At 68.7% G+C, this 25,939-nt stretch carries 24 protein-coding genes and 3 pseudogenes; 23 read left to right on the plus strand and 4 right to left on the minus strand.

Translation table 11 applies throughout. The features are described 5' to 3' along the window. Both IV088_RS09470 and IV088_RS09475 read right to left on the minus strand, forming a co-directional pair. On the minus strand, positions 1 to 449 hold a 449-nt coding region (locus IV088_RS09470), incomplete at its 3' end, for an amidohydrolase family protein (RefSeq protein ID WP_291101034.1). 111 nt (positions 450 to 560) lie between these two features. Continuing rightward, positions 561 to 1,466 carry a LysR family transcriptional regulator gene (locus IV088_RS09475; RefSeq protein ID WP_291101036.1) on the minus strand — a complete coding sequence of 302 codons (906 nt, stop codon included), beginning with the start codon at positions 1,464 to 1,466 and terminating at the stop codon, positions 561 to 563. A gap of 125 nt (positions 1,467 to 1,591) precedes the next feature. Between IV088_RS09475 and gcl the strand changes: the two genes are divergently transcribed. The 23 genes and pseudogenes from gcl (at position 1,592) to IV088_RS09595 (ending at position 24,269) form a co-directional block, all read left to right on the plus strand. Then, a complete protein-coding gene (gene gcl, locus IV088_RS09480) occupies positions 1,592 to 3,382 on the plus strand; it encodes a glyoxylate carboligase (RefSeq protein WP_291101039.1) in 1,791 nt (596 codons plus the stop codon). Between the two features lie 17 nt (positions 3,383 to 3,399). Next, positions 3,400 to 4,197: a hydroxypyruvate isomerase gene (hyi, locus tag IV088_RS09485; protein ID WP_291101042.1), complete on the plus strand. Its 798-nt coding sequence runs from the start codon at positions 3,400 to 3,402 to the stop codon at positions 4,195 to 4,197. Between the two features lie 23 nt (positions 4,198 to 4,220). Next, positions 4,221 to 5,105, plus strand: coding sequence for a 2-hydroxy-3-oxopropionate reductase (gene glxR, locus IV088_RS09490; RefSeq protein WP_291101045.1), 885 nt, complete (start codon positions 4,221 to 4,223; stop codon positions 5,103 to 5,105). 120 nt (positions 5,106 to 5,225) lie between these two features. Then, positions 5,226 to 6,548, plus strand: a complete 1,323-nt coding sequence (locus tag IV088_RS09495) for a glycerate kinase (protein ID WP_291101048.1) — start codon at positions 5,226 to 5,228, stop codon at positions 6,546 to 6,548. A 276-nt stretch (positions 6,549 to 6,824) separates the two neighbouring features. Next, positions 6,825 to 7,643 (plus strand): DeoR/GlpR family DNA-binding transcription regulator, encoded by an 819-nt coding sequence (locus tag IV088_RS09500; protein ID WP_291101050.1) that lies wholly within the window; start codon positions 6,825 to 6,827, stop codon positions 7,641 to 7,643. A gap of 165 nt (positions 7,644 to 7,808) precedes the next feature. Beyond that, positions 7,809 to 8,438, plus strand: coding sequence for a twin-arginine translocation signal domain-containing protein (locus IV088_RS09505; RefSeq protein WP_291101052.1), 630 nt, complete (start codon positions 7,809 to 7,811; stop codon positions 8,436 to 8,438). A gap of 44 nt (positions 8,439 to 8,482) precedes the next feature. Next, positions 8,483 to 10,051: a GMC family oxidoreductase gene (locus tag IV088_RS09510; protein WP_291101055.1), complete on the plus strand. Its 1,569-nt coding sequence runs from the start codon at positions 8,483 to 8,485 to the stop codon at positions 10,049 to 10,051. 150 nt (positions 10,052 to 10,201) lie between these two features. Next, the gene (locus IV088_RS09515; protein ID WP_291101059.1) at positions 10,202 to 10,567 is read left to right on the plus strand and encodes a ribbon-helix-helix domain-containing protein; all 366 of its coding nucleotides are present in this window, start codon (positions 10,202 to 10,204) and stop codon (positions 10,565 to 10,567) included. Between the two features lie 88 nt (positions 10,568 to 10,655). Continuing rightward, entirely contained in the window at positions 10,656 to 11,933 is a 1,278-nt protein-coding gene (locus IV088_RS09520) for a PQQ-dependent sugar dehydrogenase (RefSeq protein WP_291101063.1), read from the plus strand. A gap of 5 nt (positions 11,934 to 11,938) precedes the next feature. Beyond that, positions 11,939 to 12,286 (plus strand): c-type cytochrome, encoded by a 348-nt coding sequence (locus IV088_RS09525; RefSeq protein WP_291101066.1) that lies wholly within the window; start codon positions 11,939 to 11,941, stop codon positions 12,284 to 12,286. Positions 12,287 to 12,328: 42 nt separating this feature from the next. Further along, on the plus strand, positions 12,329 to 12,865 hold the full coding sequence (gene gloA / locus IV088_RS09530) for a lactoylglutathione lyase (RefSeq protein WP_291101069.1): 537 nt from the start codon (positions 12,329 to 12,331) through the stop codon (positions 12,863 to 12,865). Between the two features lie 142 nt (positions 12,866 to 13,007). Beyond that, positions 13,008 to 13,561, plus strand: a pseudogene (locus tag IV088_RS09535) (cache domain-containing protein); the annotation flags it as partial. A 223-nt stretch (positions 13,562 to 13,784) separates the two neighbouring features. Next, positions 13,785 to 14,318: pseudogene (locus IV088_RS09540) on the plus strand (methyl-accepting chemotaxis protein); the annotation flags it as partial. Positions 14,319 to 14,717: 399 nt separating this feature from the next. Continuing rightward, positions 14,718 to 15,404 (plus strand): DUF3348 family protein, encoded by a 687-nt coding sequence (locus IV088_RS09545; protein ID WP_291101072.1) that lies wholly within the window; start codon positions 14,718 to 14,720, stop codon positions 15,402 to 15,404. Positions 15,405 to 15,476: 72 nt separating this feature from the next. Then, positions 15,477 to 18,146: a DUF802 domain-containing protein gene (locus IV088_RS09550; protein WP_291101075.1), complete on the plus strand. Its 2,670-nt coding sequence runs from the start codon at positions 15,477 to 15,479 to the stop codon at positions 18,144 to 18,146. Further along, positions 18,146 to 18,844, plus strand: coding sequence for an OmpA family protein (locus IV088_RS09555; protein ID WP_291101078.1), 699 nt, complete (start codon positions 18,146 to 18,148; stop codon positions 18,842 to 18,844). Before IV088_RS09550 ends, IV088_RS09555 begins: the two co-directional genes overlap by 1 nt. Next, a complete protein-coding gene (locus tag IV088_RS09560) occupies positions 18,841 to 19,314 on the plus strand; it encodes a DUF2894 domain-containing protein (protein ID WP_291101080.1) in 474 nt (157 codons plus the stop codon). Before IV088_RS09555 ends, IV088_RS09560 begins: the two co-directional genes overlap by 4 nt. A gap of 258 nt (positions 19,315 to 19,572) precedes the next feature. Further along, a pseudogene (locus IV088_RS09570) lies at positions 19,573 to 19,932 on the plus strand (DUF1428 domain-containing protein); the annotation flags it as partial. 27 nt (positions 19,933 to 19,959) lie between these two features. Continuing rightward, positions 19,960 to 20,313, plus strand: a complete 354-nt coding sequence (locus tag IV088_RS09575; RefSeq protein WP_291101164.1) for a DUF1428 domain-containing protein — start codon at positions 19,960 to 19,962, stop codon at positions 20,311 to 20,313. Position 20,314: 1 nt separating this feature from the next. Next, positions 20,315 to 21,088, plus strand: coding sequence for a VOC family protein (locus IV088_RS09580; RefSeq protein WP_291101083.1), 774 nt, complete (start codon positions 20,315 to 20,317; stop codon positions 21,086 to 21,088). A 456-nt stretch (positions 21,089 to 21,544) separates the two neighbouring features. Then, positions 21,545 to 23,716, plus strand: a complete 2,172-nt coding sequence (locus tag IV088_RS09585) for a hypothetical protein (RefSeq protein WP_291101086.1) — start codon at positions 21,545 to 21,547, stop codon at positions 23,714 to 23,716. 8 nt (positions 23,717 to 23,724) lie between these two features. Beyond that, the gene (locus IV088_RS09590; protein ID WP_291101089.1) at positions 23,725 to 24,030 is read left to right on the plus strand and encodes a hypothetical protein; all 306 of its coding nucleotides are present in this window, start codon (positions 23,725 to 23,727) and stop codon (positions 24,028 to 24,030) included. Positions 24,031 to 24,056: 26 nt separating this feature from the next. After that, on the plus strand, positions 24,057 to 24,269 hold the full coding sequence (locus IV088_RS09595; RefSeq protein ID WP_291101092.1) for a hypothetical protein: 213 nt from the start codon (positions 24,057 to 24,059) through the stop codon (positions 24,267 to 24,269). A 9-nt stretch (positions 24,270 to 24,278) separates the two neighbouring features. Here IV088_RS09595 and IV088_RS09600 read toward each other — a convergent pair whose 3' ends face one another. Then, a complete protein-coding gene (locus tag IV088_RS09600; RefSeq protein WP_291101095.1) occupies positions 24,279 to 24,923 on the minus strand; it encodes a glutathione S-transferase in 645 nt (214 codons plus the stop codon). A 59-nt stretch (positions 24,924 to 24,982) separates the two neighbouring features. Continuing rightward, positions 24,983 to 25,870, minus strand: coding sequence for a LysR family transcriptional regulator (locus IV088_RS09605; protein ID WP_291101097.1), 888 nt, complete (start codon positions 25,868 to 25,870; stop codon positions 24,983 to 24,985). Positions 25,871 to 25,939 lie beyond the last annotated feature (69 nt).

The following is a 25,939-nucleotide window of genomic DNA, read 5'->3' on the forward strand; positions in this document are numbered from 1 at the left end:
GCCTCGATGCTGTCTTCCAGCCGCACGCCGTTGGGGTAGATGTAGAGGTGGTCGCTGCTGGTGGTGCAGCCCGAGAGCAGCAGCTCCGCCATCGCCACCTGGGTCGAGACCTGCACCATCTCGGGCGTGAGCCCGGCCCAGATCGGGTACAGCCCGCGCAGCCAGCTGAACAGCTCGGCGTCCTGCACGCCGGGAATGGCGCGCGTGAGGCTCTGGTACATGTGGTGGTGCGTGTTCACCAGGCCGGGCGTGACGAGGTGGCCGCGCGCGTCGATGGTCTCAACGGCCGATTCGAGCAGCGCGCGCGGCAGCTCGGCGGTCGGGCCGATCCACTCGATCACGTGGTCGCGCACGAACAGCGACGCGTCTTTCAGCTCGCGCCCTTGCGCCGGGTCGGCGTGGTCGAAAGTGGCGATGCAGGTGGCGTGGTGGATCAGCAGGGTGTTCATGGTCAATCTCGGAGGAGGGGCATTCAAGGTCAGAACATCGCGGAACCGGCTTTGCCAGGCTGCTGATGTTGCCCCCTTGAGGGGGTGACGCGAAGCGGCGCGGGGGTGTTCTTATTTCAACCAGTAATTGGGCTTGGCGTACGTCTTTTTCAGGTGCTCGATGAAAAACCGCACCTTGGCCGGCAGGTGCCGCTGCTGTGGGTACACGGCCAGGATGTCGTAGGCGGGCAGGGCGAACTGATTCAGCACGGTCACCAGCTCGCCGCGCTGCAGCTGCGCCTGGATCTCCCAGGTGCTGCGCCAGCCCAGGCCCATGCCTTCGCTCACCCAGCGGTGCAGCAGCTCGCCGTCGTTGCAGTCCAGGTTGCCATCCACGCGCACAGTCACCGTTTTGCCGTCCTGCTGGAAATACCAGCCGCGTTGCTGACCCCCTTGCAAGTTGAAGGCCAGGCAGTTGTGGTGCTTGAGGTCGTCCAGCGTCTGCGGCTTGCCGTGTTTGCGGAAGTAGGCCGGCGTGCCGCAGACCACGCGCTGGTTGGTGGCCAGCTTGATCGCCACGAAGTTCGGGTCGATCACGCCGCCGATGCGCAGGCCCAGGTCGTAGCCATCGCGCACCAGGTCCACCACGCGGTCGGTCAGGTTGAACGAGAGCTTCACCGCCGGGTTGGCCTTCAGGAACGCGGCCGCGTGCGGCGCCACGTGCAGCCGGCCGAACGCCGCTGGCGCTGACACCACCAAGTGGCCGCTGGCGCTGTGCTTCTGGGCCGACACCGTGGCCTCGGCCTGCGCCCACTGCGCCAGCAGCGCTCGGCATTCGTCAAGGAAGCTCGCGCCCTGTTCGGTCAGCGCCAGCCGCCGTGTGGAGCGGTGAATCAGCAAGGTGCCCAGGCGCTTCTCCAGCGCGTCGATGCGCCGGCCCATCATCACGGGGGTGATGCCCGCGTGCAGCGCGGCCGCGGCCAGGCTGCCGTGTTCCATCACCTGCACGAAGGCTTCGATTTCCTTGTATCGGTCCATGGGCGCATGTTATCCGCGGGATTGCATACCTGGAGTATCGAATCAAAGTACCCCCAGTGGCATTCTCAAAACGCTATGCGCTCCATAGCATCGGCTCCAGTGATTCAATTTATCTGGAGACAGACATGCCGAAGATGAAAGCCGCGATGGCCGCCGTGCTCGTGATGGAAAAGGAAGGCATCACCCAGGCCTTCGGTGTACCCGGTGCCGCCATCAACCCGCTCTACGCGCAGCTGCGCGAGCGCCAGACGATTGCCCATGTGCTGGCGCGCCATGTGGAAGGCGCCTCGCACATGGCCGAGGGCTACACGCGGGCACGGGCCGGCAACATCGGGGTCTGCATCGGCACCAGCGGCCCGGCCGGCACCGACATGATCACTGGCCTGTATTCGGCCAGCGCCGATTCGATACCGATCCTCTGCATCACCGGCCAGGCGCCGCGCGCCCGGCTCTACAAGGAAGACTTTCAGGCGGTGGACATCGAGGCCATCAGCAAGCCGGTCACCAAATGGAGCGTGACGGTGCGCGAGCCGGCGCTGGTGCCCCGCGTGTTCCAGCAGGCCTTTCACCTCATGCGCTCGGGTCGCCCCGGCCCGGTGCTGATCGACCTGCCGATCGACGTGCAGATGGCCGAGATCGAGTTCGACATCGACACCTACGAGCCGCTGCCGGTCTACAAGCCCGCCGCCACGCGCAGGCAGATCGAGCGCGCGCTGGACATGCTGGCTGCATCGAGCAAGCCGCTGATCGTCGCCGGTGGCGGCATCATCAACGCCGACGCGTCCGACCTGCTGGTGGAGCTGGCCGAACTCACCGGCGTGCCGGTGATCCCCACGCTCATGGCCTGGGGTGCGATCCCTGACGACCACCCGCTCATGGCCGGCATGTGCGGCCTGCAGACCAGCCACCGCTACGGCAACGCGACCATGCTCGCAAGTGACTTCGTGCTCGGCATCGGCAACCGCTGGGCGAACCGCCACACCGGCTCGGTCGAGGTCTACACGCAAGGGCGCAGCTTCGTGCACGTGGACATCGAGCCCACCCAGATCGGCCGCGTGTTCAACCCGGATCTCGGCATCGTGTCCGACGCCAAGATCGCGCTGGAACTGTTCGTGCAGGTGGCGCGCGAGCGCCAGGCCGCCAACGCTTTGAAGGACTTCAGCACTTGGGCCGCGCGCTGCGCCGAGCGCAAGAAACTCATGCAGCGCAAGACCCATTTCGACAACGTGCCCATCAAGCCGCAGCGCGTCTACGAAGAGATGAACGCCGCCTTTGGCCGCGACACGGTCTATGTCTCCACCATCGGCCTGTCCCAGATCGCCGGCGCGCAGTTCCTGCACGTGTACGGCCCGCGCCAGTGGATCAACTGCGGCCAGGCCGGCCCGCTGGGCTGGACCATTCCCGCCGCGCTCGGCGTGGCCGCTGCGGACCCGACCAGGACCGTGGTCGGCCTCTCGGGTGACTACGACTTCCAGTTCCTCGTGGAAGAGCTGGCGGTCGGTGCGCAGTTCCGCATTCCCTATGTGCAGGTGCTGGTGAACAACAGCTACCTCGGCCTGATCCGCCAGAGCCAGCGCGGCTTCGAGATGGACTACTGCGTGCAGCTCGCGTTCGAGAACCAGAACGTTCAGGATGCCACGCTCAAGGGCTACGGCGTGGACCACCAGGCCGTGGTCGAGGGCCTGGGTTGCAAGGCGCTGCGGGTGACCGACCCATCGAAGATCCAGGCGGCCCTGCGCGAGGCCCAGACCATGGCGCGCCAGTTCGGTGTGCCGGTGGTGGTGGAGGTGATCCTGGAGAAAGTGACCAACATCGCCATGGGCACCGAGATCAACGCGATCAACGAGTTTGAAGACATTGAATGCCTGCATCCCGAGGGCCGTGAAGGCCTCATCGCAGCAGGTCTGCTGGAATGAACTGAAAGAGAAAGAACATGCCCCGCTTCGCCGCCAACCTCTCCATGCTCTGGAACGAGCTGCCGTTCCTCGACCGTTTTGAAGCCGCTGCCAAAGCCGGATTCAAGGCCGTGGAGTTCCTGTTCCCCTACGACTTCCCGGCCGAGACCATCGCGCAACTGCTGAAGCAGCACCGGCTGGAATTGGTGCTGCACAACCTGCCGCCCGGCGACTGGGCCGCGGGCGAGCGCGGCATGGCCTGCATCCCGGGGCGCGAAGAAGAGTTCCGCGCCGGCGTGGCCCAGGCCGCCGAATACGCGCCGGTGATCGGTGTGCAGCGCTGGCACTGCATGGCCGGCCTCATGCCCGCGGGTGTGAGCGAGGCGCAGGCGCGTGCCACCTGGGTGGGCAATGTGCGCTTTGCTGCGGCCGAGGCGAAGAAGCTCGGTCTGCCGCTGCTGATCGAGCCCATCAACACCTTCGACATGCCGGGCTACTTCGTCCACCGCCCGCGCCAGGCCATCGCGCTGATGGACGAGGTCGGCGCCGACAACGTGTTCCTTCAGTACGACATCTACCACGCGCAGCGCATGGAAGGCGAGCTGTGCAACACCATCAAGGACCTGCTGCCGCGCATCGCCCACCTGCAGCTGGCCGACACGCCCGGGCGCCATGAACCGGGCACCGGCCAGATCCACCACCGCAACCTGTTTCACCACATCGATGCGCTGGGCTACACCGGCTGGATCGGCTGCGAATACAAGCCCAAAGACGCCACCCCCGGTGGGACAGACCGGGGACTCGGCTGGATCGCCGCGCATGGACAGACGCTGTAGACAAAAACACAAGGAGATACCACATGACCAAGATCGGCTTCATCGGCCTGGGCATCATGGGCACGCCCATGGCGCTGAACCTCATCCAGGCGGGGCACCAGCTGTTCGTCAGCAGCCGCGGCAAGATCCCGGTTCAGCTGGCGGAGCAGGGCGCCACCCTGTGCACCAACGCCACCGAAGTGGCCAAGCGCGCGGACGTGATCATCACCATGGTGCCCGACACGCCCCACGTGCAGGACGTGCTGTTCGGCGAAACCGGCGTGGCCAAGGGCCTGTCGGCGGGGAAGGTGGTGGTGGACATGAGCTCCATCAGCCCCATGGCCACCAAAGGTTTCGCAAGACAGATCAACGCGCTGGGCTGCGACTACCTGGACGCGCCGGTCAGCGGTGGCGAGGTGGGCGCCAAGGCCGGCAGCCTGACCATCATGGTGGGTGGGCCGGAGGCGGCCTTTGAGCGCGTCAGGCCGCTGTTCGAAGCCATGGGCCAGAACATCACCCTGGTGGGTGGCAACGGCGACGGCCAGACCACCAAGGTGGCCAACCAGATCATCGTGGCGCTCAACATCGAGGCCGTGGCCGAGGCCCTGCTGTTCGCCAGCAAGGCCGGTGCCGACCCGGCCAAGGTGCGCCAGGCGCTGATGGGCGGCTTCGCAGCCAGCCGCATCCTGGAGGTGCATGGCGAGCGCATGGTGAAGCGCACGTTCAACCCCGGCTTTCGCATCGAGCTGCACCAGAAGGACCTGAACCTGGCGCTGCAGGGCGCGAAGGAGCTGGGCGTGAGCCTGCCGAACACCGCCAGCGCGGCGCAGCTGATGCAGAGCTGTGCGGCCCATGGCTGGGCGGGCCTGGACCATTCGGCGCTGTGCCGCAGCCTGGAGCTCATGGCGGGCCATGAGATCGCGGGATAGGCATCCCCCCGCCGCGCTTCGCGCGACCCACCAGGGGGCAACACCAGCGGCCCGGCAAGCCGGTTCCGCGGTGTTCTGTAACGAAGGCACTTCTCGCCGATGTATCGCTAGACTGCCGCCATGACCCAAGCCTCCGCCCCCAACCTTGACAACCCCCGCGCGCTGCTGCGCCACCTGTACGACGTGGCGGTGCAGCGCGCGCTGCCGCTGCACAACACCGCCGCCCACCTCCCGCAACTGCCCAAGGGCCGCACCCTGGTGCTCGGCGCCGGCAAGGCCGGCGCCGCGATGGCGCAGGCGGTCGAAGCGCTGTGGCCGGCCGACGCGCCGCTCTCGGGCCTGGTCGTCACACGTTACCACCACGTTCCCCCCCGCCCGGCCGGCGTGCCCGAGCGCATCGAGGTGGTCGAGGCTTCGCACCCCGTGCCCGACGCGGCCGGCCTGGACGCCGCGCAGCGCATCCTGAAACTCACCGAAGGGCTCACCGCCGACGACCTGGTGTTGTGCCTCATCTCCGGCGGCGGATCGTCCCTGCTCACGCTGCCCTGCGACGGTCTCACGCTCGAAGACAAGCAGCGCATCAACCGCCAGCTGCTGGAAAGCGGCGCGCACATCGGCGAGATGAACACCGTGCGCAAGCACCTCTCGGCCATCAAGGGCGGGCGCCTGGCGGCGGCCTGCGCGCCGGCCCGCGTGGTCACGCTCACCATCAGCGATGTGCCGGGCGACGATGTGAGCGTGATCGCCAGCGGCCCCACCGTGGCCGACGCCTCCACCTGCGCCGAGGCGCTGGACATCCTGCGCCGCTACGGCATCGAGGTGCCTGAAGTGGTGAAGGCGCAGCTGCAAAGCGGCGCGCTGGAAACGCCCAAACCCGGCGACGCCGCGCTCGCCGGCATTGAAACGCACCTGATCGCCACGCCCCAACAGAGCCTGGACGCCGCCGCTGAGGCCGCCCGTGCGCTCGGCCTGAACGTGGTGGTGCTCAGCGACGAGATCGAAGGCGAGTCGCGCGAGGTGGGCAAGGTGCACGCCGCGCTCGCGCGCTCCACCGCGCTCGGCCGCAGCAGCTTCGCCAGGCCCTGCCTCATCCTGAGCGGCGGCGAAACCACCGTCACCGTGCGCCCGCGCGCCGAAGGCCAGAAGAAAGGGCGCGGCGGCCGGGCCGGCGAGTTCTGCCTGGGCCTCGCGCAGGCGCTGGGCGGGCAGGGCGGTGTGTGGGCGCTCGCGGCCGACACCGACGGCATCGACGGTGTGGAAGACAACGCCGGTGCCCTGGTCACGCCCGACACGCTGGCGCGCGCCGCCAGGCTGGGCCTGAAGGTGGCCGACCACCTGGCCCGCAACGACGCCTACGGCTATTTCGAACCGCTGGGCGACCTCGTGATCACCGGCCCCACGCACACCAACGTGAACGACTTCCGGGCGGTGCTCGTGATGTGAGTGGAACACCCCCGCCGCGCTGCGCGCGACCCCCTGAAGGGGGCTGAGGGCCGCGGCTCCAAGCCTGCCTGCGCAGGCTTGGACAGCCCGAAGAAGCCTCGCCTCTGGCGAGGCTGCGGCCTGCAAGGCGCACTGGCCGTCCGGCAGAGCCGGCCCGGCGGTGCCCTGAGCGGGTGCCGTGCAGGCGCTGGGGCGGCGCTCCGGCCCCATGGGACCGGCGCGGTTTTGCATGCACAACCGCCTGAGCGGCTGAAGTGGGGTTTCGGATGCGCGTTTGTGCATGGTATGTTTCTTGTTTGTGCACGATATGATCCGCCCATGCACACCGACATACCGCTCCAGCGCCGCGACCTGATCGCCGGGCGCCTGGCCCAGGGCCAGACCGTGGTGGCCGCGGCGCTGGCCGCCGAATTCCAGGTGTCGGAAGACGCCATCCGGCGCGACCTGCGCGCGCTGGCGGCCGAGGGGCGCTGCCGCCGCGTCTACGGCGGGGCGCTGCCGCCCCTGCCCGGCGCCACCCCGATGGCGGTGCGCATGGACGAAGGCCGCGAGCGCAAGGCCGCGCTGGCGCGGGCGGCGGTCGAGACCATCGAACCCGGCGAGTTCCTGTTTCTCGACAGCAGCAGCACCAACCTGGCGCTCGCCGCCGGCCTGCCCGAGGACCACGCGCTCACGGTGGCCACCAACTCGGTGGACATCGCCGCCACGCTGCTGCGCCGCCAGGACGTGCAGCTCCTCATGGTCGGCGGCTCGGTGGACCCGCTGGTGGGCGGCTGCATCGACGCCACCGCCGTGCTGGCCGTGGGCCAGATGAACATCCAGCGCTGCTTCCTCGGCGCCTGCGGGGTCACGGTCGATGGCGGGGTCTGCACCGTCGATGCCGCCGACGCCGCCTTCAAGCGCGCCCTGCGCGCGGCCAGCCGCCGTTGCGTGGCCATGGCCACCAACGACAAGCTGGGCCTGCAGCTGCCGCACCGGGTCACGCCTGTCCGCGAGCTCGATCACCTGGTGGTCGAACACGACGCCGATTTCGCGACCCTCAAGGCCCTCGCGAAGCAGGGCACGCAGATCCTCAAGGCCGCCCGCCCGCGCTGACGCGGCCTCGCGCCGCGCGGTGCCGCCGGGCGACCTCCGGGCCGTGACCAAGGGTTTGCCCGGTATGTAATCCGCTATCACCACAAGCGTGATGTTTTGCTCAACACTGGGGTTCCCCACACGCACCGGAACGGTCCGGGCCACAAGAACCCCTTGGAGACAAACATGCGCGTCATTCCCATTGCAGACCCCGCGTCTGCGGCCGCCGGTTGCGGCGAAGAGAGCGGCGAAGTCCGCAAAGTGAACCTGCCTCTGGCGCGGCGGGATTTCCTCAAAGGCTCCGGCCTGCTGTTCGGCACGCTCGCCACCGGCAGCCTGCTGGCCGGCCTGGCCCCCAGCACCGCCTGGGCGCTCGAACTCAAGAAGCTCAGCGCCGCCGAAGGCAGCGCGCTCATGGCCATGGGCCGCGTGCTCTACCCGCACGAGAAGCTGCCCGATGCGGTCTACGCGCTGCTCGCCAAAGACCTCGACGGCAAGGCCGCGGGCGACGCGGGCGCGGCCAAGCTGCTGGCCGACGGCATCGCCTGGCTCAACCAATCGGCCGGTGGCAACTTCGCCAAGGCCCGCGCGGCGCGGCGCCTGGAGACCGTGCGCGGCATGGAAGGCACGGCCTTCTTCAACACCGTGCGCGGCCAGTGCGTCACCTCGCTCTACGACAACGACATGGCCTACGCCGTGTTCGGTTACCCGGGCTCGGCCTGGGAAAAGGGCGGCTACATCACCCGCGGGTTTCAGGACCTCAAGTGGTTGCCCGCCCCCAGCAAAGAAGCCAGCCCGCCGCCCTACATGGGCTGATGTGGCGCTTCCATTGAACCGAACCCAACCGAACAGAGGCAGACATGGCGAAATTTGACTTTTCCGACGACTCCGTGGTCGTCATCATCGGCTCGGGGGCCGGCGGCGGCACCCTGGCCAACGAGCTGTGCCAGAAGGGCATCAAGGTCGTGACGCTGGAGGCCGGTGCCCTGCAGTCGCAGGCCAGCTTCATCAACGACGAGTGGAAGTCGTTCGTGCAGCTCGCCTGGCTCGACGCGCGCACCACCTCGGGCTCCTGGCGCGTGGCCAAGGACTTCTCGGGCCTGCCGGCCTGGATCTGCAAGACCGTGGGCGGTACCACCACCCACTGGGCCGGCGCCTCGCTGCGCTTCCAGGAACACGAGTTCCGCGCCAAAACCACCTACGGCGAGATCAAAGGCACCAGCCTGCTGGACTGGCCGATCACGCTGAAAGACCTGGAGCCCTACTACGCCAAGGCCGAAAACAAGATGGGCGTGACCCGCACCAACGGCATCCCCGGACTGCCCGGCAACAACAACTTCAAGGTGATGTACAACGGCGCCAGCAAGCTCGGCTACAAGGAGTTGCACACCGGCAACATGGCCATCAACAGCCAGCCGCGCGACGGCCGCGGGCGCTGCATGCAGCTGGGCTTCTGTTTCCAGGGCTGCAAGAGCGGCGCCAAGTGGTCCACGCTGTACACCGAGATCCCCAAGGCCGAGGCCACCGGCAACTTCGAACTGCGCACCCAGGCCCACGTGACGCGCATCGAACACAACGCCGCCGGCAAGGTGACGGGCGTGGTCTACATGGACAAGGACGGCAAGGAACAGCGCCAGAAAGCCCGCATCGTCTGCGTGGCCGGCAACTCCATCGAGACACCGCGCCTGCTGCTGCTCTCGGCCTCCAACCAGTTCAAGGACGGCCTGGCCAACTCGGCCGGCCACGTGGGCCGCCACTACATGCGCCACATGACCGGCTCGGTCTACGCCGCCTTCAAAAACCCGGTGCACATGTACCGCGGCACCACCATGGCCGGCATCGTGCGCGACGAAGCGGCGCACAACCCGGCGCGCGGTTTCGTGGGCGGCTACGAGCTGGAAACGCTGTCGCTGGGCATCCCGTTCATGGCCGCGTTCCTCAACCCGGGTGGCTGGGGATCGGACTTCACCTGGTGGATGGACCGCTACACGAACCTCGCGGGCATGTGGCTGGTGGGCGAAGACATGCCGCGCGAGACCAACCGCGTCACGCTCAACACCAACGTGAAAGACCAGTACGGCAATTACGCGCCCAACGTGCATTTCGACGACCACGAGAATGACATCGCCATGCGCAACCACGCGTTCACGCAGGGCGAGCGGGTCTACGAAGCGGCCGGCGCCATCCGCACCTTCCGCACGCCGCCGTACCCGAGCACGCACAACATGGGCACCAGCCGCATGAGCGCGCGCCCGCAGGACGGCGTGGTCAACAAGTGGGGGCAGACGCACGACATCCCCAACCTGTTCATCAGCGACGGCAGCCAGTTCACCACCGGCGGCGCCGAAAACCCCACGCTCACCATTGTCACCCTCGCCATCCGCCAGGCCGACCACATTGCCGAGCAGATGATGCAGCGGGCGATCTGAAGTGAACCCCCCGCGCCGCTTCGCGTCACCCCCCTCAAGGGGGACGGCACTGGCCGTCTGGCAAAGCCGGCCCGGCGGTACCCCTGGGCCATGGACCGTTTCATGCGTTGCGGATGGCGCTCCGGTGCCGTAAAAAATCAGGAGACACCCATGTGCGAATTTTTCGTCAAGGCCGACCCCATCCAGTACGAGCAGCGCACGCGCACCGTGCGCATCCGCAACGTGCTCACCAGCATCCGGCTGGAGAACATGGCCTGGGACATCCTGGCCGAGATGGCGCTGGAGGAGGGCTGCACCACCAACGCGCTCATCGCCCAGTTTCACGACGAGATCTTTCTGCACCGGGGCGAGGTGCCCAATTTCGCCTCGTTCCTGCGCGTCACCTGCATGCGCTATCTGCACCGCAAGATGACCCGGGCCGAAAGCGCGCTCGCCGTCGACCCGCCCGCGGCGCACATCGGACCTGGCGCTGCCCTGCCCGCCCCCAAGCTGGTGGCCATGGGCGGGCGCAGCTGAACCACGTCCTCCGTTCACTGGCCGTCCCGGTGTGGACCTGCCGGCCACCACCCGCCCCGACAGGGGCAACCACCCGAGGAGACAGAAGATGAAGAAGACGATGAAGCTGTGGGCACTGGGCGCCGTCGCGGCGGCCGTGGCCCTGGGCGCGCAGGCGCAGCAGAACATTGAAAAGCTGAAGCAGATGAAGGTGGCCACCACCGACCTCAACATTCCCGTGGTTCCGCAAACCGGCAAGAACGCCGACGCCATCCGCGCCAACCTCAAGCGCGTCAAGCTGCCGCCGGGCTTCAGCATCGACCTGTTCGCCATCGTCCCCGACGCGCGCCACATGGCGGTCGCGCCCAGCACCAACATGCTGTTCGTCGGCACCCGCAAGACCACCGTCTGGGCCGTGACCGACCGCAACAGCGACGGCGTGGCCGACGAGGTCAAGAGCTTCGCCCCGAGCCTGAAGTTCACCAACCCCAACGGCGTGTGCTGGACCAAGGACGGCTTCCTGATCGTGGCCGAACACAACCGCGTGCTCAACTTCCCCGCCGCCGAGTTCTTCTACGAAGGACCGGACGTGGCCGTGATCGAGGTGGTGGGCCAGGGCAAGCTGGTCCCGCCCGAAGAAGAGAGCTACAACCACGGCGCCCGCACCTGCCGCGTGGCCGACGACGGCATGCTGCACATCACCCTGGGCCAGCCGCACAACGTGCAGCCCAAAGACAAGGTGGCGCTCTACGAGCAGCTGGGCATTGGCGGCATGGTCAAGATGAACGCCTTCGACGGTTCCAAGCGCGAGGTTGTCGCGCGTGGTGTGCGCAACTCGGTCGGCATGGACATCAACCCGAAAGACAAATCGGTCTGGTTCACCGACAACCAGACCGACGGCATGGGTGACGACATCCCGCCGGGCGAGCTCAACCGCGTGTCGAAGCTGGGCGAGCACTTTGGCTACCCGTTCATCCATGGCAACAACGTGCCCATCGCCGGCACCGCCGCCGCGCCCGACCTCAAGGACATGAAGCCACCAGCGCAATGGACCAAGCCGCAGGTCGAGTTCCCCGCCCACCAGGCGCAGCTCGGCATGACCTTCTACAACGGCAAGCAGTTCCCGGCCAAGTACCAGGGCGGCGCGTTCGTGGCGGCGCACGGTTCCTGGAACCGCTCCAAGGCCACCGGCGGTCTGATCAACTACGTCTCGATGAAGGCCGATGGCAGCGCCGACAAGAGCGAGGTCTTCGCCGAAGGCTTCCTCGATCCCGACACCGGCCTGTACCGCGGTCGCCCGGTGGACGTGGCGGTCATGAAAGACGGCTCGCTGCTCATCAGCGACGACTTCGCCGGCGCCATCTATCGCGTCACGTACGCGCCGTGAAGGGCATGCGCCTCACACGCGTCGCGAGGGCGCAGGGTGCGCCCCTCCTGCTGGCCGGGCTGCTGGGCCTGGCCGGTGGGGTGGGCGCCCAGGAGCCCGGGCAGGTCAAGGCCCCGGTGAAAACCGGGCTCTGCGTGACCTGCCACGGCGCCCTGGGCATGGGTGCCACGCCCGACACGCCCCACATCGCCGCCCAGCCGCAGATCTACCTGGTGGCGCAGCTCAAGGCGTTTCGCAGCGGCGAGCGCAAGCACGCGGTCATGAACGTGATCGCCCGGCCGCTGACCGACACCGAGATCACCGAGCTGGCCGACTGGTACAGCAGCGTGCGCATCGAGGTGCGCGCGCCCTGAACGACCGCTTTTCCTTTTGTTCAACCTTCTCCCACCCCAACGATGAGTTTCACCACAGAACAACACCCGGGCGTCGTGGGCGACGCGCCCGCCGCCACCCAGGGCTTTGTGCTCAACCACAGCATGCTGCGCGTGAAAGACCCGGCCGTCTCGCTCGCCTTCTACACGCGCGTCATGGGCATGAAGCTGCTGCGCAAGCTCGACTTCCCCGAGATGAGGTTTTCGCTGTACTTCCTGCACCGCCCGGTGGACGGCGAGCAGCCGCCCGAGGACGCGGGCGAGCGCACCGCCTGGACGTTTGCGCAGCGCGGCATCCTGGAGCTCACCCACAACTGGGGCACGGAGGCCGACCCCGATTTCAGGTACCACGACGGCAACGCCCAGCCCCAAGGGTTCGGCCACATCTGCTTCTCGGTGCCGAACCTCGACACCGCCGTGGCCTGGTTCGACGAGAACGGCCTCACCTACGTCAAGCGCCCCGAGCAGGGCAAGATGAAAGACGTGGCCTTCATCAAGGACCCCGACGGCTACTGGATCGAGATCGTCGAGCCCGCGCGCCTCAAAGCCCTCGGCCGTTGAGGGGTCTTTCCCCGGGGCTGGGCTGACCGCCCGAATGGACCAGCCGTCGGGCCGTTGTTGTCGCCTTTGCGTGGGCGGACATTTCACACAATGCGTGGACGGACCGCGCTCCCGCGGCGGCGAGCGTCTCAAGTCTGGATGCATGCACCGATATGCGAGGGACGTTCGCGGCGCGGATGTCGGGCCACCCCCGTTCTTTCCCACCAGCCCTCGCAGGAATTGCCATGACATTCACGAAATCCTTTCTGAGGATCGCCGCCGTGGTGATCGGTGCCACCCAGGCCCACGCCGCCGACCCCAAGGCCACCTCGCCGAACTCGACGACCACCTGGCCAAGATCGGTGCGTCGCGCGTGGAGGGTGTGGACAAGGTGGCCGACAAGGAAGTGCCGGTCATCTACTTCGGACAGCGCAAGATCAACAACAACTTCAATGTGGTCGATGGCATCCGCCAAAACCACCAGGCCACCGCCACGGTCTTTGTGAAGGCCGGCGACGAGTTCGTGCGCGTGAGCACCAACGTGCTGACCCCCGAAGGCAAGCGCGGCATCGCACCCAGCTGGCCCGCAACGCCGCCTACGACGCCGTCACCAAAGGCCAGCAGTTCTGCGGCCCCATCGACGTGCTGGGCACGGCCTTCGACGCCTGCTACAACCCGATCAAGGACGGTTCGGGCAAGACCATCGGGGTGAGCTACATCGGTCACAAGAAGTGATCGGAAGCGCCCCATGAAACCCAACCGCCGATCTGGTCGCTGGCTGGACCGCCTGCCGGTGGGCCGCCAGCTGTTCGTGGCCTTCACCGCCATGCTCGTGTTGACCGCTGCCCTGGGCGCCACGGCGCTGGTCGGCCTGCGCAGCGTGGACGGCGAGGCTGTCCTGCTGTCCGCCAAATGGCTCAAAGGCGTGGGCAACCTCTCGGACGTGGTGGGTCGCGTGGTCGAGACCATGAAGGGCATCAACGAGAGCAGCCGCAAGATCAGCGACATCATCGGCGTGATCGACGCCATCGCCTTCCAGACCAACATCCTCGCGCTCAACGCGGCGGTGGAGGCGGCGCGGGCCGGCGAGCAGGGCCGTGGTTTCGCGGTGGTGGCGGCCGAGGTGCGCAACCTCGCGCAGCGCAGCGCCGAGGCCGCCAAGGAGATCAAGGTGCTCATCGGTGCCAGCGTGGACCGCGTCGAGCAGGGATCGGCCCTGGTCGATCAGGCCGGCGTCACCATGCACGAGGTGGTGACCTCGATCCGCCGCGTGAGCGACATCGTGAGCGAGATCAGCGCCGCCAGTTCGCAGCAGAGCGCCGGCGTGGCGCAGGTGGGGCAGGCCATCACCCGCATGGACCAGGGCACCCAGCAGAACGCGGCGCTGGTCGAACAAAGCGCCGCCGCCGACAGCCTGAAGCAGCAGGCCGAGCAGCTGGTGGCCGCGGTGGCGGTGTTCAAAACAGGGCATTGAAGCGACCCCCCCCCGCCGCGCGTCGCGCGGGACCCGGCGGGGTTGCGTCGGCGAATCCGCGAGAGTTGCACCGAGCCGCCCGCGCCCCTCACCGGGCGCGGGCGGCTTCACTTCGTGTGTGGGACATGGGCCCGCCTTGTGCAGGCGATTTGTTACAAATGGCCGCCCAGTAAAATCCGACCTCGCCCCTGGGGCGGCTGTGCCGGAGTGACCTCACCCGGCCAACCGCCTCCACCGCCCTGGTGAACGCACCGGGGCCGGTGCGAGGGGCGCCCGACGTGCCCTGGCGCGTCAATACCGCCCTCCGGGCACCCGCCGTCCGCTGCCAGCCCCGCTGCGCGGCCGCCCCATCTGATGCCATTCGAAGGCAGCGCCCCCGTGGCGCGAAGGACCGTTTTCTTGCGCAGCAACTTCAACCGCCCGGCCCTGGTGCGACAGCTCGCGGGCTTTCTGCCCGAGGGCGCGCACGCCTTGGCCGACGCGTCCCGGCAAGACCTGGCCGAGCGCCTCGGCCAGTGGCTGAATGTGGCCGACGCCATCACGCTGAGCTCGGCGCACCCGTCCATCGCGGCGTTGGGGGCGCGGGCGGCCCAGCCTCCCACGCGCGCGCCCGCCGCCGAGGCGCTGCCGGCCGAGCTGGAGCGTGTGCGCGCCACGCTGACCCGCTCCATCACCGCGCGCGACCCCAAACACCGCCCCGACCCGAACGACCTCGACACCGAGTTCGCCCTGTTCCACCAGCGCCATCAGGACCAGCAGCGCCGCATGGAGATGAGCGTGGACGCGCTGCGCGAACACGTGCGCCAGACCCTGGCCAAAGGCGCGCCGCGCCTGGCCCAGCTCGCCGCGCTCGACGCCGTGATGGACCAGATGCTCGGCGGGCGCGAGCAGCGCCTGCTCGCCGGCCTGCCCGCCCACCTCAAGGCGCGCTTCAAGGCCCTGCGCCAGGCCGCCGCCGCATCCGACACCCCCGACGACCTGCGCTGGCTGCAGGGCTTCGAAGCCGAGCTGGAGCAGACCCTGCTCGCCGAGCTGGAGCACCGCCTGCAGCCGGTGGTCGGGCTGATTGAATCGCTGGACGCATGAACCGCGTGACCCCCTCACCCCTGATGCGAACGGCCAACGCCCATCGAATCTGAGCCTTTGAACACACAAGCCATGCCTTCCTCCTCCTTCTCCAGCCGCGCCCTGCTCATCGGCGCCTTCCTGCTCGGCCTGTTCGCCATCGCCTGGGTCGGCGTGGGCTTCGTCGGCAGCGGCAGCTGGCTCGCCCTGGGTATGACGGTGGCCATCGCTGCCGCCTACCTGCTGGGCGCGCAAGAAATCCGCCGCTTCCGCAGCGCCAGCACCGGCCTGGCCCAGGCGCTCACCCACATCCCGCAACCCCTCGGCAGCCTGGCCGACTGGCTCGCCCGCGTGCCCGTGCCGCTGCAGAACGCCGTGCGCCAGCGCGTCGAGAGCGGGCGCGGCGCGCTGCCCGGCCTGGCGCTCACGCCCTACCTGATCGGCCTGCTGGTGATGCTGGGCATGCTCGGCACCTTCCTCGGCATGGTGGTCACTTTCAAGGGCGCGGTGTTCGCGCTCGAAGGCTCGGCCGATCTGGGCGCCATCCGCGGCGCGCTGGCCGCGCCCATCAAGGGCCTCGGCATTTCCTTTGGCACCTCGGTGGCCGGTGTGGCCAGCTCGGCCATGCTGGGCCTCATGTCGGCCATCGCCCGCCGCGAGCGCATGGACGTGGCCCGCGCGCTGGAGCAACACACCGCCGGCGCGCTGCGCCCCTTCACGGCCGCCTTCATTGCCGCAGAGCACCGCGACCAGACCTTCGCCGCCTTGCAACGCCAGGCCGACGCGCTGCCCCAGGTCGTCACCCAGCTGCAGGCGCTCATGGAGCAGGTGGAGCGCCGCCACCAGCAATTGGACGAACAGCTCACCGCGCGGCAGGACCAGTTCCATCGCGAAGCCGCCGCCTCGTACACCGACCTCGGTCATTCGGTGGCGCAGGCGCTGAACGAGAGCTTGTCGTCCAGCGCCCGCGTGGCCAGCGACAGCATCAAGCCCGTGGTGGAAAACGCCATGGCCGCCATCGCGCAAGAGTCCACCCGCCTGCACGAGCGCGTGAGCGCGGCGGTGCAGACGCAACTGACCGGCCTGTCCACCCAGTTCGCCACCACCACCGGCAGCGTGGCCGAAGGCTGGCAGTCCGCGCTGCAGCACCACGCCCGCACCAGCGAGCAACTGGTCAGCGGCCTGGGCCAGGCGCTCGACCGGTTCAACACCAGCTTCGAAGCCCGCGCCGCCCAGCTGCTGTCCAACGTGCAACAGGCCACGGCGCAGCAGCACAGCGAGCAGGCCCAGGCCGAAGCGCAGAAGCAGGCCGCGTGGACCACCGCGCTGCAAGGCATGGCCAGCAGCCTGCAGGCCGAGTGGCAGCAGGTGGGCGCCCACCACCTCGCGCAGCAGCAGGCCGTGTGCCAGACGCTGGAGCACACCGCCAGCGCCATCCAGCACAGCGCCAGCGAGCAGGCCACGCGCAGCATGGACAGCGTGGCCCGCCTGCTGGCGCAGAGCGAAGCGTTGGTGTTGGCGCGCACCGAATCCGAAGCGTTGTGGACGCAACAACACGGCCAGCGCATGGACCAACTGGCCGCGCTCTGGCGCAGCGAACTCAGCGCCTTGCGCGCAGAAGAAAGCACGCACCTGCAGACCCTGCGCAGCGACGAGGCCGCCCGCGGCCAGGCCGCCGCCGAGCGGTTCGCCAGCCTGCAAACCGAGCTGGCCACGCAGCTGCAGACCCTGCGCGCCGAAGAAACCAGCCGCCAGCAAGCCACCGTCGAACAGGCCGCCGCGATGCACCGCGACATCAGCAGCCAGTTGCAGGCACTGCGCGGCGAAGAAGCCACGCACCTGCAAGCCTTGCGCAGCGAAGAGGCCGCCCGCGGCCAGGCCTCCGTGGACCGACTCGCCAGCCTGCAAGCCGAGTTGGCCACCCAGCTGCAAACCCTGCGGGCCGAAGAAGCCAGCCGCCAGCAGGCCGCCGCCGAGCAGCTTGCCTCGCTGAACCACGACATCACCACCCAGCTGCAAGCGCTGCGCAGCGAAGAAGCCAGCCACCTGCAAACCCTGCGCAACGACGAGGCCGCGCGCGGCCAGGCCGCGGTGCAGCGCCTGGGCGAGCTGCAGGCCGCCGTCACCGAACACCTGGCCACGCTCGGCACCTCGCTCGAAGCGCCCATGTCGCGCCTGCTCGACACCGCGTCCGAAGCGCCCCGGGCCGCGGCCGAAGTCATTGCCCAGCTGCGCGGCGAAATGAGCCGCCTCACCGAGCGCGACAACCTCGCGTTGCAAGAGCGCACCGAGCTGGTGGCCCACATCAGCAGCCTGCTGCAGAACGTGCAGCAGACCACCGGCGAGCAGCGCGCCGCCATCGAATCGCTGGTCGCGTCCGCCACCACCGTGCTCAACCAGACCGGCGCGCAGTTCGCGCAGACCCTGGGCGCGCAGGCCGGCCGGGCCGACGAGCAGACCGCACAACTTGCCACCAGCACCGCCGAACTCGCCGCGCTGGGCGAGGCCTTCCAGCAGGGCGTGCTGCTGTTCAGCAGCACCAACGAGAAGCTGGTGGACGGCCTGCAGCGCGTGGAAGGCGCCATCGGCCAGCACATGGCGCGCAGCGACGAACAGCTCGCCTACTACGTGGCGCAGGCGCGCGAGGTGATCGACCTCAGCATCAGTGCGCAGCAAGGCATCGTGGAAGACATGCGCCTGCTGCGCACCGCCAAGCCCGCCGCCGCCAAAGCCGCCGCGCCCGCTGCGCAGGGAGCCGCTTGATGAGCGGAAACGTGGACGACACCGCCATCGACGACGGCCTCGGCGAGACCGCGCCGGTCTGGGCCGTGTTCGGCGACCTCATGTCCGGCGTGGTCGGTGCGTTCGTGCTCATCCTCATCGGCGTGCTGCTGGTGCAGATGGACCTGGTGGCCAGCCTGCAGTCCGAGATCACCAAACGCCAGCAGGAAGAGGCCCGCCGCATGGCCCTGGAAAAGGCGCTCGCCATTCCGCTGCAGAGCGGCCGCGTCACGCTCAACAACGGCCGCATCGGCATCAGCGGCAGCGTGCTGTTCGACTTCAACTCCGACCAGCTGCGCCCCGAAGGCCAGCAACTGCTCAAGAGCCTGGTGCCGCCGCTGGAGGTGTACCTGGGCGAGCGCGACGAGATGCTCATGGTGAGCGGCTTCACCGACGACAAGACCGTCGTCAAAGGCCCTCATCAGCGCTTTGAAGACAACTTGGAACTCTCGGCCCAGCGCGCGCTCACCGTCACACGCACGCTCGTCAAGGAAGGCATGCCGCGCCAGCGCGTGTTCAGCGCCGCCTTCGGCGCCGAGCAGCCCGTGGCCAGCAACGCCGACGAACAAGGCCGCGCCCTCAACCGCCGCGTGGAAATGGCCCCCGTGCCCCGCGCCGCGCCCACGGCCAGCACGGCGGCGCCCGCACAGCCCGCCGCTGCCGCCACCGCCAAGCCATGAACACGCCGCCCACCGGCCCGGCTGTGATTCCTCACCCTCCCCACCTCGGGGAGCGCAGGGGTGGGGGCCCGCGTGAGGCCGCCTCAACGGCCCCCAAACCATCCCCCCTCGCAGCCCTCAACGCCCACATCACCCAGGCCAGCCAGGCCGCAGCGGGCGGCCTCAAATCCAACGCAGGCAAGTGGCCCGAACTGCGCAGCGCCCAGCGTTTCCGCGAAACCTGGGAGCGCCTGGGCGCCGAAGAGACCGTGGTGAAAGCCACGCACCGAGCCCCCGAAAACGCCGGCCCGCTCAACTCCCACATGCTCGTTCTGCGCACCCTCGGCCTCATGCGCGAGCTCTCGCCGCACTACCTGCGGCGCTTCCTCTCGCACACCGAGACGCTGCTGTGGCTCGAACAGGCGCAGGGGCAGCTCAAGGCGCCGGTGGGCAAGGGCAAGGCAGTGAAGGCGGCTCGACAGAAGAAGTGAAGATCGTCGAAGCGCGATCAGCCTCTGCGTCGTTCTTGCCCGAATGCGATCGCCGGCCATGGCGGCGAGCAAACCCCATGTGACTGGTGCCAGGACAAGTGCGGGTGTATCGTGGCAAATCACCCCGCGCGCCCATCGCTGCGCTCTCCAACCCCGACCGGCCGGCGGCCAAGCGCGCGTTCGACGCGGTGACAACGATGCAGCAGATTGGCATCGCCACCACCCAGGCCCCGCCGTGCAACACGCAGGAGAACCCACATGTCTTACATCGACGGCTTCGTGATCGCGGTCCCGACCGGGAACCAGCAGCAGTTCATTGCCCACGCCAACACGGTTGACAGCGCCTTCATCGATCACGGCGCGACGCGGGTGGTCGAGTGCTGGGGGGCCGATGTGCCCAAAGGCAAGACCACCGACTTCCAGGGTGCGGTGGCGGCGCAGGACGACGAGACGGTGGCGTTCTCGTGGATCGAGTGGCCCGACAAGGCCACGCGCGACGACGTGATGGGCCGGATGGACGAACTGGGCAAGACCGACGAGCGCTGCGACCCGGCGAAGAACCCGATGCCCTTCGACGGAAAACGGATGATCTATGGAGGCTTCGAGCCGATCGTTGAGCAAGGAGGCGCGGCCGCCGACAGCTACGTGCAGGGCTTCGTCATCCCGGTGCCGGTGGGCCGGCGCGAGGACTACCGCCAGCTGGCCGAAGACGCGTGGGTGATGTTCAAGGACTACGGTGCGCTGCGCGTGGTGGAAGCCTGGGGCGACGACGTGCCCGATGGCCGGCTCACCGACTTTCGCCGCGCCGTGAAGGCCGAGCCGGGCGAGAACATCGTGTTCGCCTTCATGGAATGGCCGTCGCGCGACGTCTGCGACGCCGCGCACGACCAGATGATGAAGGACGACCGCATGAAGCCACCCGAGGGCATGGACTGGCCGTTCGACGGCAAGCGCATGATTTTTGGCGGGTTCACCCGCGTCGTGACACTGGAGCAATGACATGAGCAACCCCAAAGGCGATTTCATCTGGTACGAGTTGCTGACCACCGACGCCGACGCCGCGCAGCGTTTTTATGGCGATGTCGTCGGCTGGAAGGTGAGCGACAGCGGCCACCCGGGCATGGACTACCGCATCCTTGACGCGGGTGACGGCCAGGCGGGCGGCCTGATGCAGATCACCGAACAGATGCCCGGTGCGAAGCCGGTCTGGCTCGGCTATGTCGGGGTGCCCGACGTCGACGCCGCGGTCGCCGACTGGACGGCCGCGGGCGGCAGCGTGCAGATGCCCGCGATGGACATCCCGAATGTCGGGCGGATCGCGATGCTTGCCGATCCGGACGGCGTGCCGCTGTACGTGATGCGCGGCGCCAGCGAGGCGAGCAGCACCGCGTTTCGCGTCGCCGATGCGCGCCATGTGCGCTGGAATCAAATCGCCGCGAAGGACGATGCGGCGGCGCTCGGCTTCTACAAGGCGCGCTTCGGCTGGGAAGTGGTCGGGGCAATGCCGATGGGCGCGATGGGCGACTACCACTTGCTTGCCGCCAACGGGGTCCGCATCGGCGCGCTGATGCGCAGCCAGGTGGACCATGCGCCATGTTGGATCTACTACATCGGGGTCGCGGACATCGATGCGGCGATGGCAAAGATCACGGCGGGCGGCGGCCAGGTGCTCGATGGCCCGCACCCCATCCCCGGCGGCGAATACAGCCTCCATGCGCGCGACCCGCAAGGCGCTGTCTTTGGCCTCGTCGGCCCGCGCGTGGCGCCGCCGTGATCAGGCCGCCCTGAGCCAGACCCCGATCGCGACTAACACCTCGTTCGGCACCGACGCACGGCTTGATTTTCGCGGGGCCAACCCGCAGGCAGGGGTTCCCGAGAGCGTCTGGCCGACCGGGCACCGTGTCGGTGAGACGCCGCTGCGCTCGCTGCGAGGCTGACCCAGGAAGTCATCACCACCCGCGGCATCGACGGCGACGCGCTCGGCCAAGGCGCCGCGCGCTCATCCACCCTGCGCAGGCCGGGGTGACGCTGGAATGGCCGGCGGACGGTGTATCTGGTTGTAAATCCCCCCATCCCAAAGCCCAATCGCTCTCCCAAACAGGGGATGGCGTTCTCCCATCTTGGGGATGCCGCCCGCGCCGGCGGCTCGCACACTGGAAACGGTCGTTTCGCATGGCGCTTCTGGACCCATGCGAATCGATCATCCACCCCCCATCACCGAGGAGTCGCCATGGCCAAGTCACCCAACCCAGGTGCCGGCAGCAATGCCCCCACCACCCCTTCGCCCGATCACGCCTCCGCCGCCGCGGAGCGCCTGTCCGCCGACTTTGAGGCCGCGGAAGCAGCGGTCATCGGCAAGCTCGGCGCCGCGCGCCTGGCGGCACTGAGCGGCACACCGGTCAAACGCCTGGCCGGTCAGCCGATGGCCGAGCTGAAGGCCAAGCTGGGCCATGTGCTGGACCCGCGCTGGCTGTTCATGCAGCGGGTGTGCGGCAAGGTGGTGCGCACCGACGCGACCACGGGCCGCGTGATGCCGGTGCCGCTGGCCACCGTGCAGGTGGAAGACACCGACTGCTCGCTGTTCGCCTACCACCCCATCGGTTCGCAGTGGAGCTGGCTGTTTCCGTTCCATTGCCGGCGCGAGGTGATCGCCACCGTGAAGACGGACGCGTGCGGCAACTTCTGCGTCTGGATTCCGCGCTTCGACATCGACTGGGTGCTGCGCTGGCGCACGCTGCGGCTGTGTTTTCCGGTGCTCTTCGAGCGCCCGAACTGGCGCGAGCTGCTGGACGACCTGCGCGAGCGCATGCCGGTGCTGACCGAGCGCGGCCCGCGCGGGCCCATCCCCGGGCCGGACCCGGCGCCCGACTTTGCGGCGCTGCGTCGCAGCGCGCTGATGAGCGACTCGCGCGCGGCCGAGGCCCTGGCCCGCTTCGAAACCCTGCCGGGCAGCGCCTTTGGCGACGACACCTCGGCGATCGACCAGGCGCTGGACGCGCCGGCCGCGTTGCGCATGGCGCCGCCGCTGCCGGCCGATTTCCTGGCCGACACCGGTGGCAAGAAGGGCGCGCTGTCGCGCGTGGCGCTGGACAGCGTGGCCGCGCAGCTGAAGCTGGACCCAAAAGCGTTCGAGGATTTTGACCCGCGGCGCTGGATCGGCCCGATGCGCCGCTGCGTGAACGTGCACATGCCGGAGTGGGTGCCCATCATCGACGTGCCCGACATCACCTTCCGTGTGCTGCAGGATGTGAACGGCGACGGTGTGGAAGAGGTGATCTACGGCGAGAGCCATTTCGACGTGCGCTGGAACGCCGGGAACCTGCCCTTCGTGACGCTGGAGGCGGACCCGAGCGCGCGCGTGGCGCCCGACTGTTTTCCCGACGAACAGATCCCTTGCGGCAACGCGCCGGCCATCGTCATGGCCGGGCGCTTGCCGCTCACCGGCGACCCGACCACCTTTGACGGTGCCACGGGCTACAACCTGCGCACCAACCGCCCGCATCCCTCGGGCACCAGCGTCGATGCCTTGCCCAACCCGGCCGCGCGTTCCCCGGCCTACGGCAAGCTGTCGCTGCTCGGCTGCCACCGCACGCACGCGGGGGCCACGCACTACCGCGTGCTGTACCGCCACCGCGCGCCGGGCAGCGCGGCCTTCGGCCCGCAGACGCCCTTTGTGGGCGTGAGCTGGTGGCTGTACCGGCTCAACGGCGCCGGCGTGGGCGAGTGGCACGCACCCACCAGCGACGCCAACGGCTGGTACCCGATCAACCTGCCCGCCGGGCCCAACAGCTGGCTGCCCAGCGAGCAGCTGTTGCTTGACTGGCCCACCGGTGGCGCCTACCCCGACGGCACCTACGAGCTGGTGCTGCAGGTGGGCACGCTGCCCGGCACTGTGCTGTCGAGCGCGGCGCCGGTGTTGATGGCGGTGGACAACCACGCGCCAGGGTTCGTGTTCGACATCGCGTGGCGCAAGGCCGGCGATTCCGACTGGCTGCCCATCGGCGGCAACTGCCCGGTGGTGCGGCGTGGCACCACGGCGGTGGCGGTGGAGTTCCGGGTCACGATGGACGTGCACAGCGAGCACTTCCGCAACGCCTACTTCCACCCAACGGTCTGCGGTAACGTGGGCATGGTGCGCACCAGCGGCGTGGGCGGCGGCGACGGGCCGCTCGGTTTCGAGCACTGGCACACCTCGGTGGGCGACCAGGGCGGGCTGATGCAGGCGGTGTACACGCTGCCGGCCAACGCCGCCCAGGGCACCTACGGGTTCTTTGCCCGCAGCGTGTCGCGGGCCTTTGACACCAACCAGGTGATGGTGCCGCCGACACCGGCCTTCGAGTACGAGGCCACGCGCGTGTACCAGGACACGAGCCGCGTGTTCGCGGTGTTCGACGCCAATTGAGTGCGCGCGTGGACGTCGGCTTTGGCCCGGAGCCACCGTGGTTTGAAGCGGTGCTCTCGGTGCTGGCGGTGTGGCGGCTGGCCCGGCTGGTGGCGCGCGAGCGGGGTCCGTTCGACCTCGTCTCCCGCTTGCACGTGGCCGCGGCCGGCACGCCACTGGCCGATGGCCTGGCCTGCGTGCACTGCCTTGCGGTCTGGCTGGCGGTGCCGCCCGCGGCCCTGCTGGCGCCCGGCTGGGCGGCGGGTCTGTTGCTGTGGCTGGCGGTGGCCGGCGGTGCGAGCGCGATGGAGCTGGCCGTGGGAGAAACATCATGAGCTGTTGTCAACGACCCCCGGTGACCATGCCCGACCGCTGGGCCGCTGCGGGTTCGGCACCACCGCCGGCGGTCGCGTCGGCGGTGCCCGAGCGTCTGCGTTTCAACGGCCCCCGGGCGCTCAGCCTCCCGGTGGGCCACCGCCGGGTGCTGGCCCGGCCCGGTGAGGAGATGCAGGGTCTGAGCGGTGTCGAGCGCGAGGTGCTGTGGCGCACCGGCCTGTTCGGGCCGGGGGTCTGAGCGACCGCTTCACGCTGTGGGGAACGCGGTCGCCTGCTGGGCAGGCAGCTTGGTCATGGCGGTGTTGAACAGGGCGTGTGACTGCCACCCGCTCAACCAGCCCTTGAGCGCCGGCAAGGGCAGTGCCTCAAACCACGCTGGCTCCACCGCCGCGAACTGTCGAACGAACGGGAAGATGGCGATGTCGGTGGCGCAGGGGGTCTGGCCGCCGAGCTGGCCGGTGCGTTGAAGCTGTGCGTCCAGCGGTTTCAACAACACGTCCACCGCCTGCTCGTGGTGGTGCACCTTGGCATCCACGCCGTCGAAGCGCTCGGGGTATTTGGTCCGGTCCAGGTGGTGTTTGAATGCGCCGTCGCAGACCGCCAGCAGCGCCAGGTTGTCGGCGCTTTGTGCGCACGCCCACCAGCCTTCGGGGTCACCGGTTTCAACGAAGGCCCAGCGCACGATGTCCAGGCTCTGCTCCAGCACGGCGCCGTCCGGCAGCCGCAGCACGGGCACCGTGCCCTTGGGTGAGAGGGCGAGCATCTCCGCGGGTTTGTCGCGCAGCACGATCTCGAACGCGTCAAACGCCACGCCCGCCTGCAGCAGGGCCAAACGCGCGCGCATGGCGTAGGGGCAGCGCCGGTAGGTGTAGAGCAGCGGGGCGGGGATCATGGGGGGCTGCGGTGTGCTTCGTTGTGCCAGACGGACGAGGGTAGGGCAAGGCCGGTGCCTCACTTCACATACCGCCGCAAGCCCTTCACCAGCGCATCAAACGCTGCCTTGCAGCGCGGGCTGTTGCGCAGGCCTTCGTGCATGGCCACCCAGGTGGTCAGCTTCATGGACAGCCGCGTGGGCAGCACGCGCACCAGGTTCGGGTCCCGGCGCGCCAGCGCGGTCTGGCACACGCCGATGCCCGCACCGGCGCGCAGCAGGGCCAGCTGGGCGAGGTCGCTGTCGCAGCGCCAATGGAAGTTGTCTCGCTGCCAGACCGGCAGCTTGGCGGCAGCGCCGCGAAGGAACGGGGTTTCGCGGTCGAAGCCGATCAGCACGTGGTGGGCCAGGTCGGCCAGCGAAGCGGGCTGGCCGTGGCGTTCGAGGTAGCTGCGGTGGGCGTGCAGGCCCAGCTCCACGTCGCCCACGCGGGTGGCGAGCAGCACGTCTTGCTGGGGCGGGGTCATGCGCACGGCGATGTCCACCTCGCGGCGCACCAGGTCTTGCAGGGCGTTGCTGGTCACCAGCTCGACGCGCAGTTCCGGGTGCTGTGCCTGCAGCGCGGCCAACAGGGGCGGCAGCACCTCCACGCCCATCACTTCGCTGGCGGAAATGCGCACCGTGCCGCGCACGCCCTCGCCCAGGCTGCGCGCGCTGCGCTCCAGCGAGGCCGCCATGTTGTGCATGGCTTCCGCGCCGTCGCGCAGCGTGAGCGCGGCTTCGGTGGGCAGCAGGCCGGCCTGCGAGCGCGTGAACAGGATGGTGCCCAGCGCGGCTTCGAGCAGCGCCACATGGCGGCCCACCGTGGGCTGCGTGAGGCCCAGCGCCCGCGCCGCGCCGGAGAGCGAGCCTTCTTCCAGCACCGCCAGCAGCGAGCGGTACAGCTCCCATCCAATGGTCTTGTCCATCAAAAAACGTATAGCGGCTGTTAAGGCTTGGGCAATTTCTTTTTGCCCGCGAAACGCCGACCATAACCC

The organism is Hydrogenophaga sp., from assembly GCF_018780075.1.
GTDB lineage: Bacteria > Pseudomonadota > Gammaproteobacteria > Burkholderiales > Burkholderiaceae_C > Hydrogenophaga.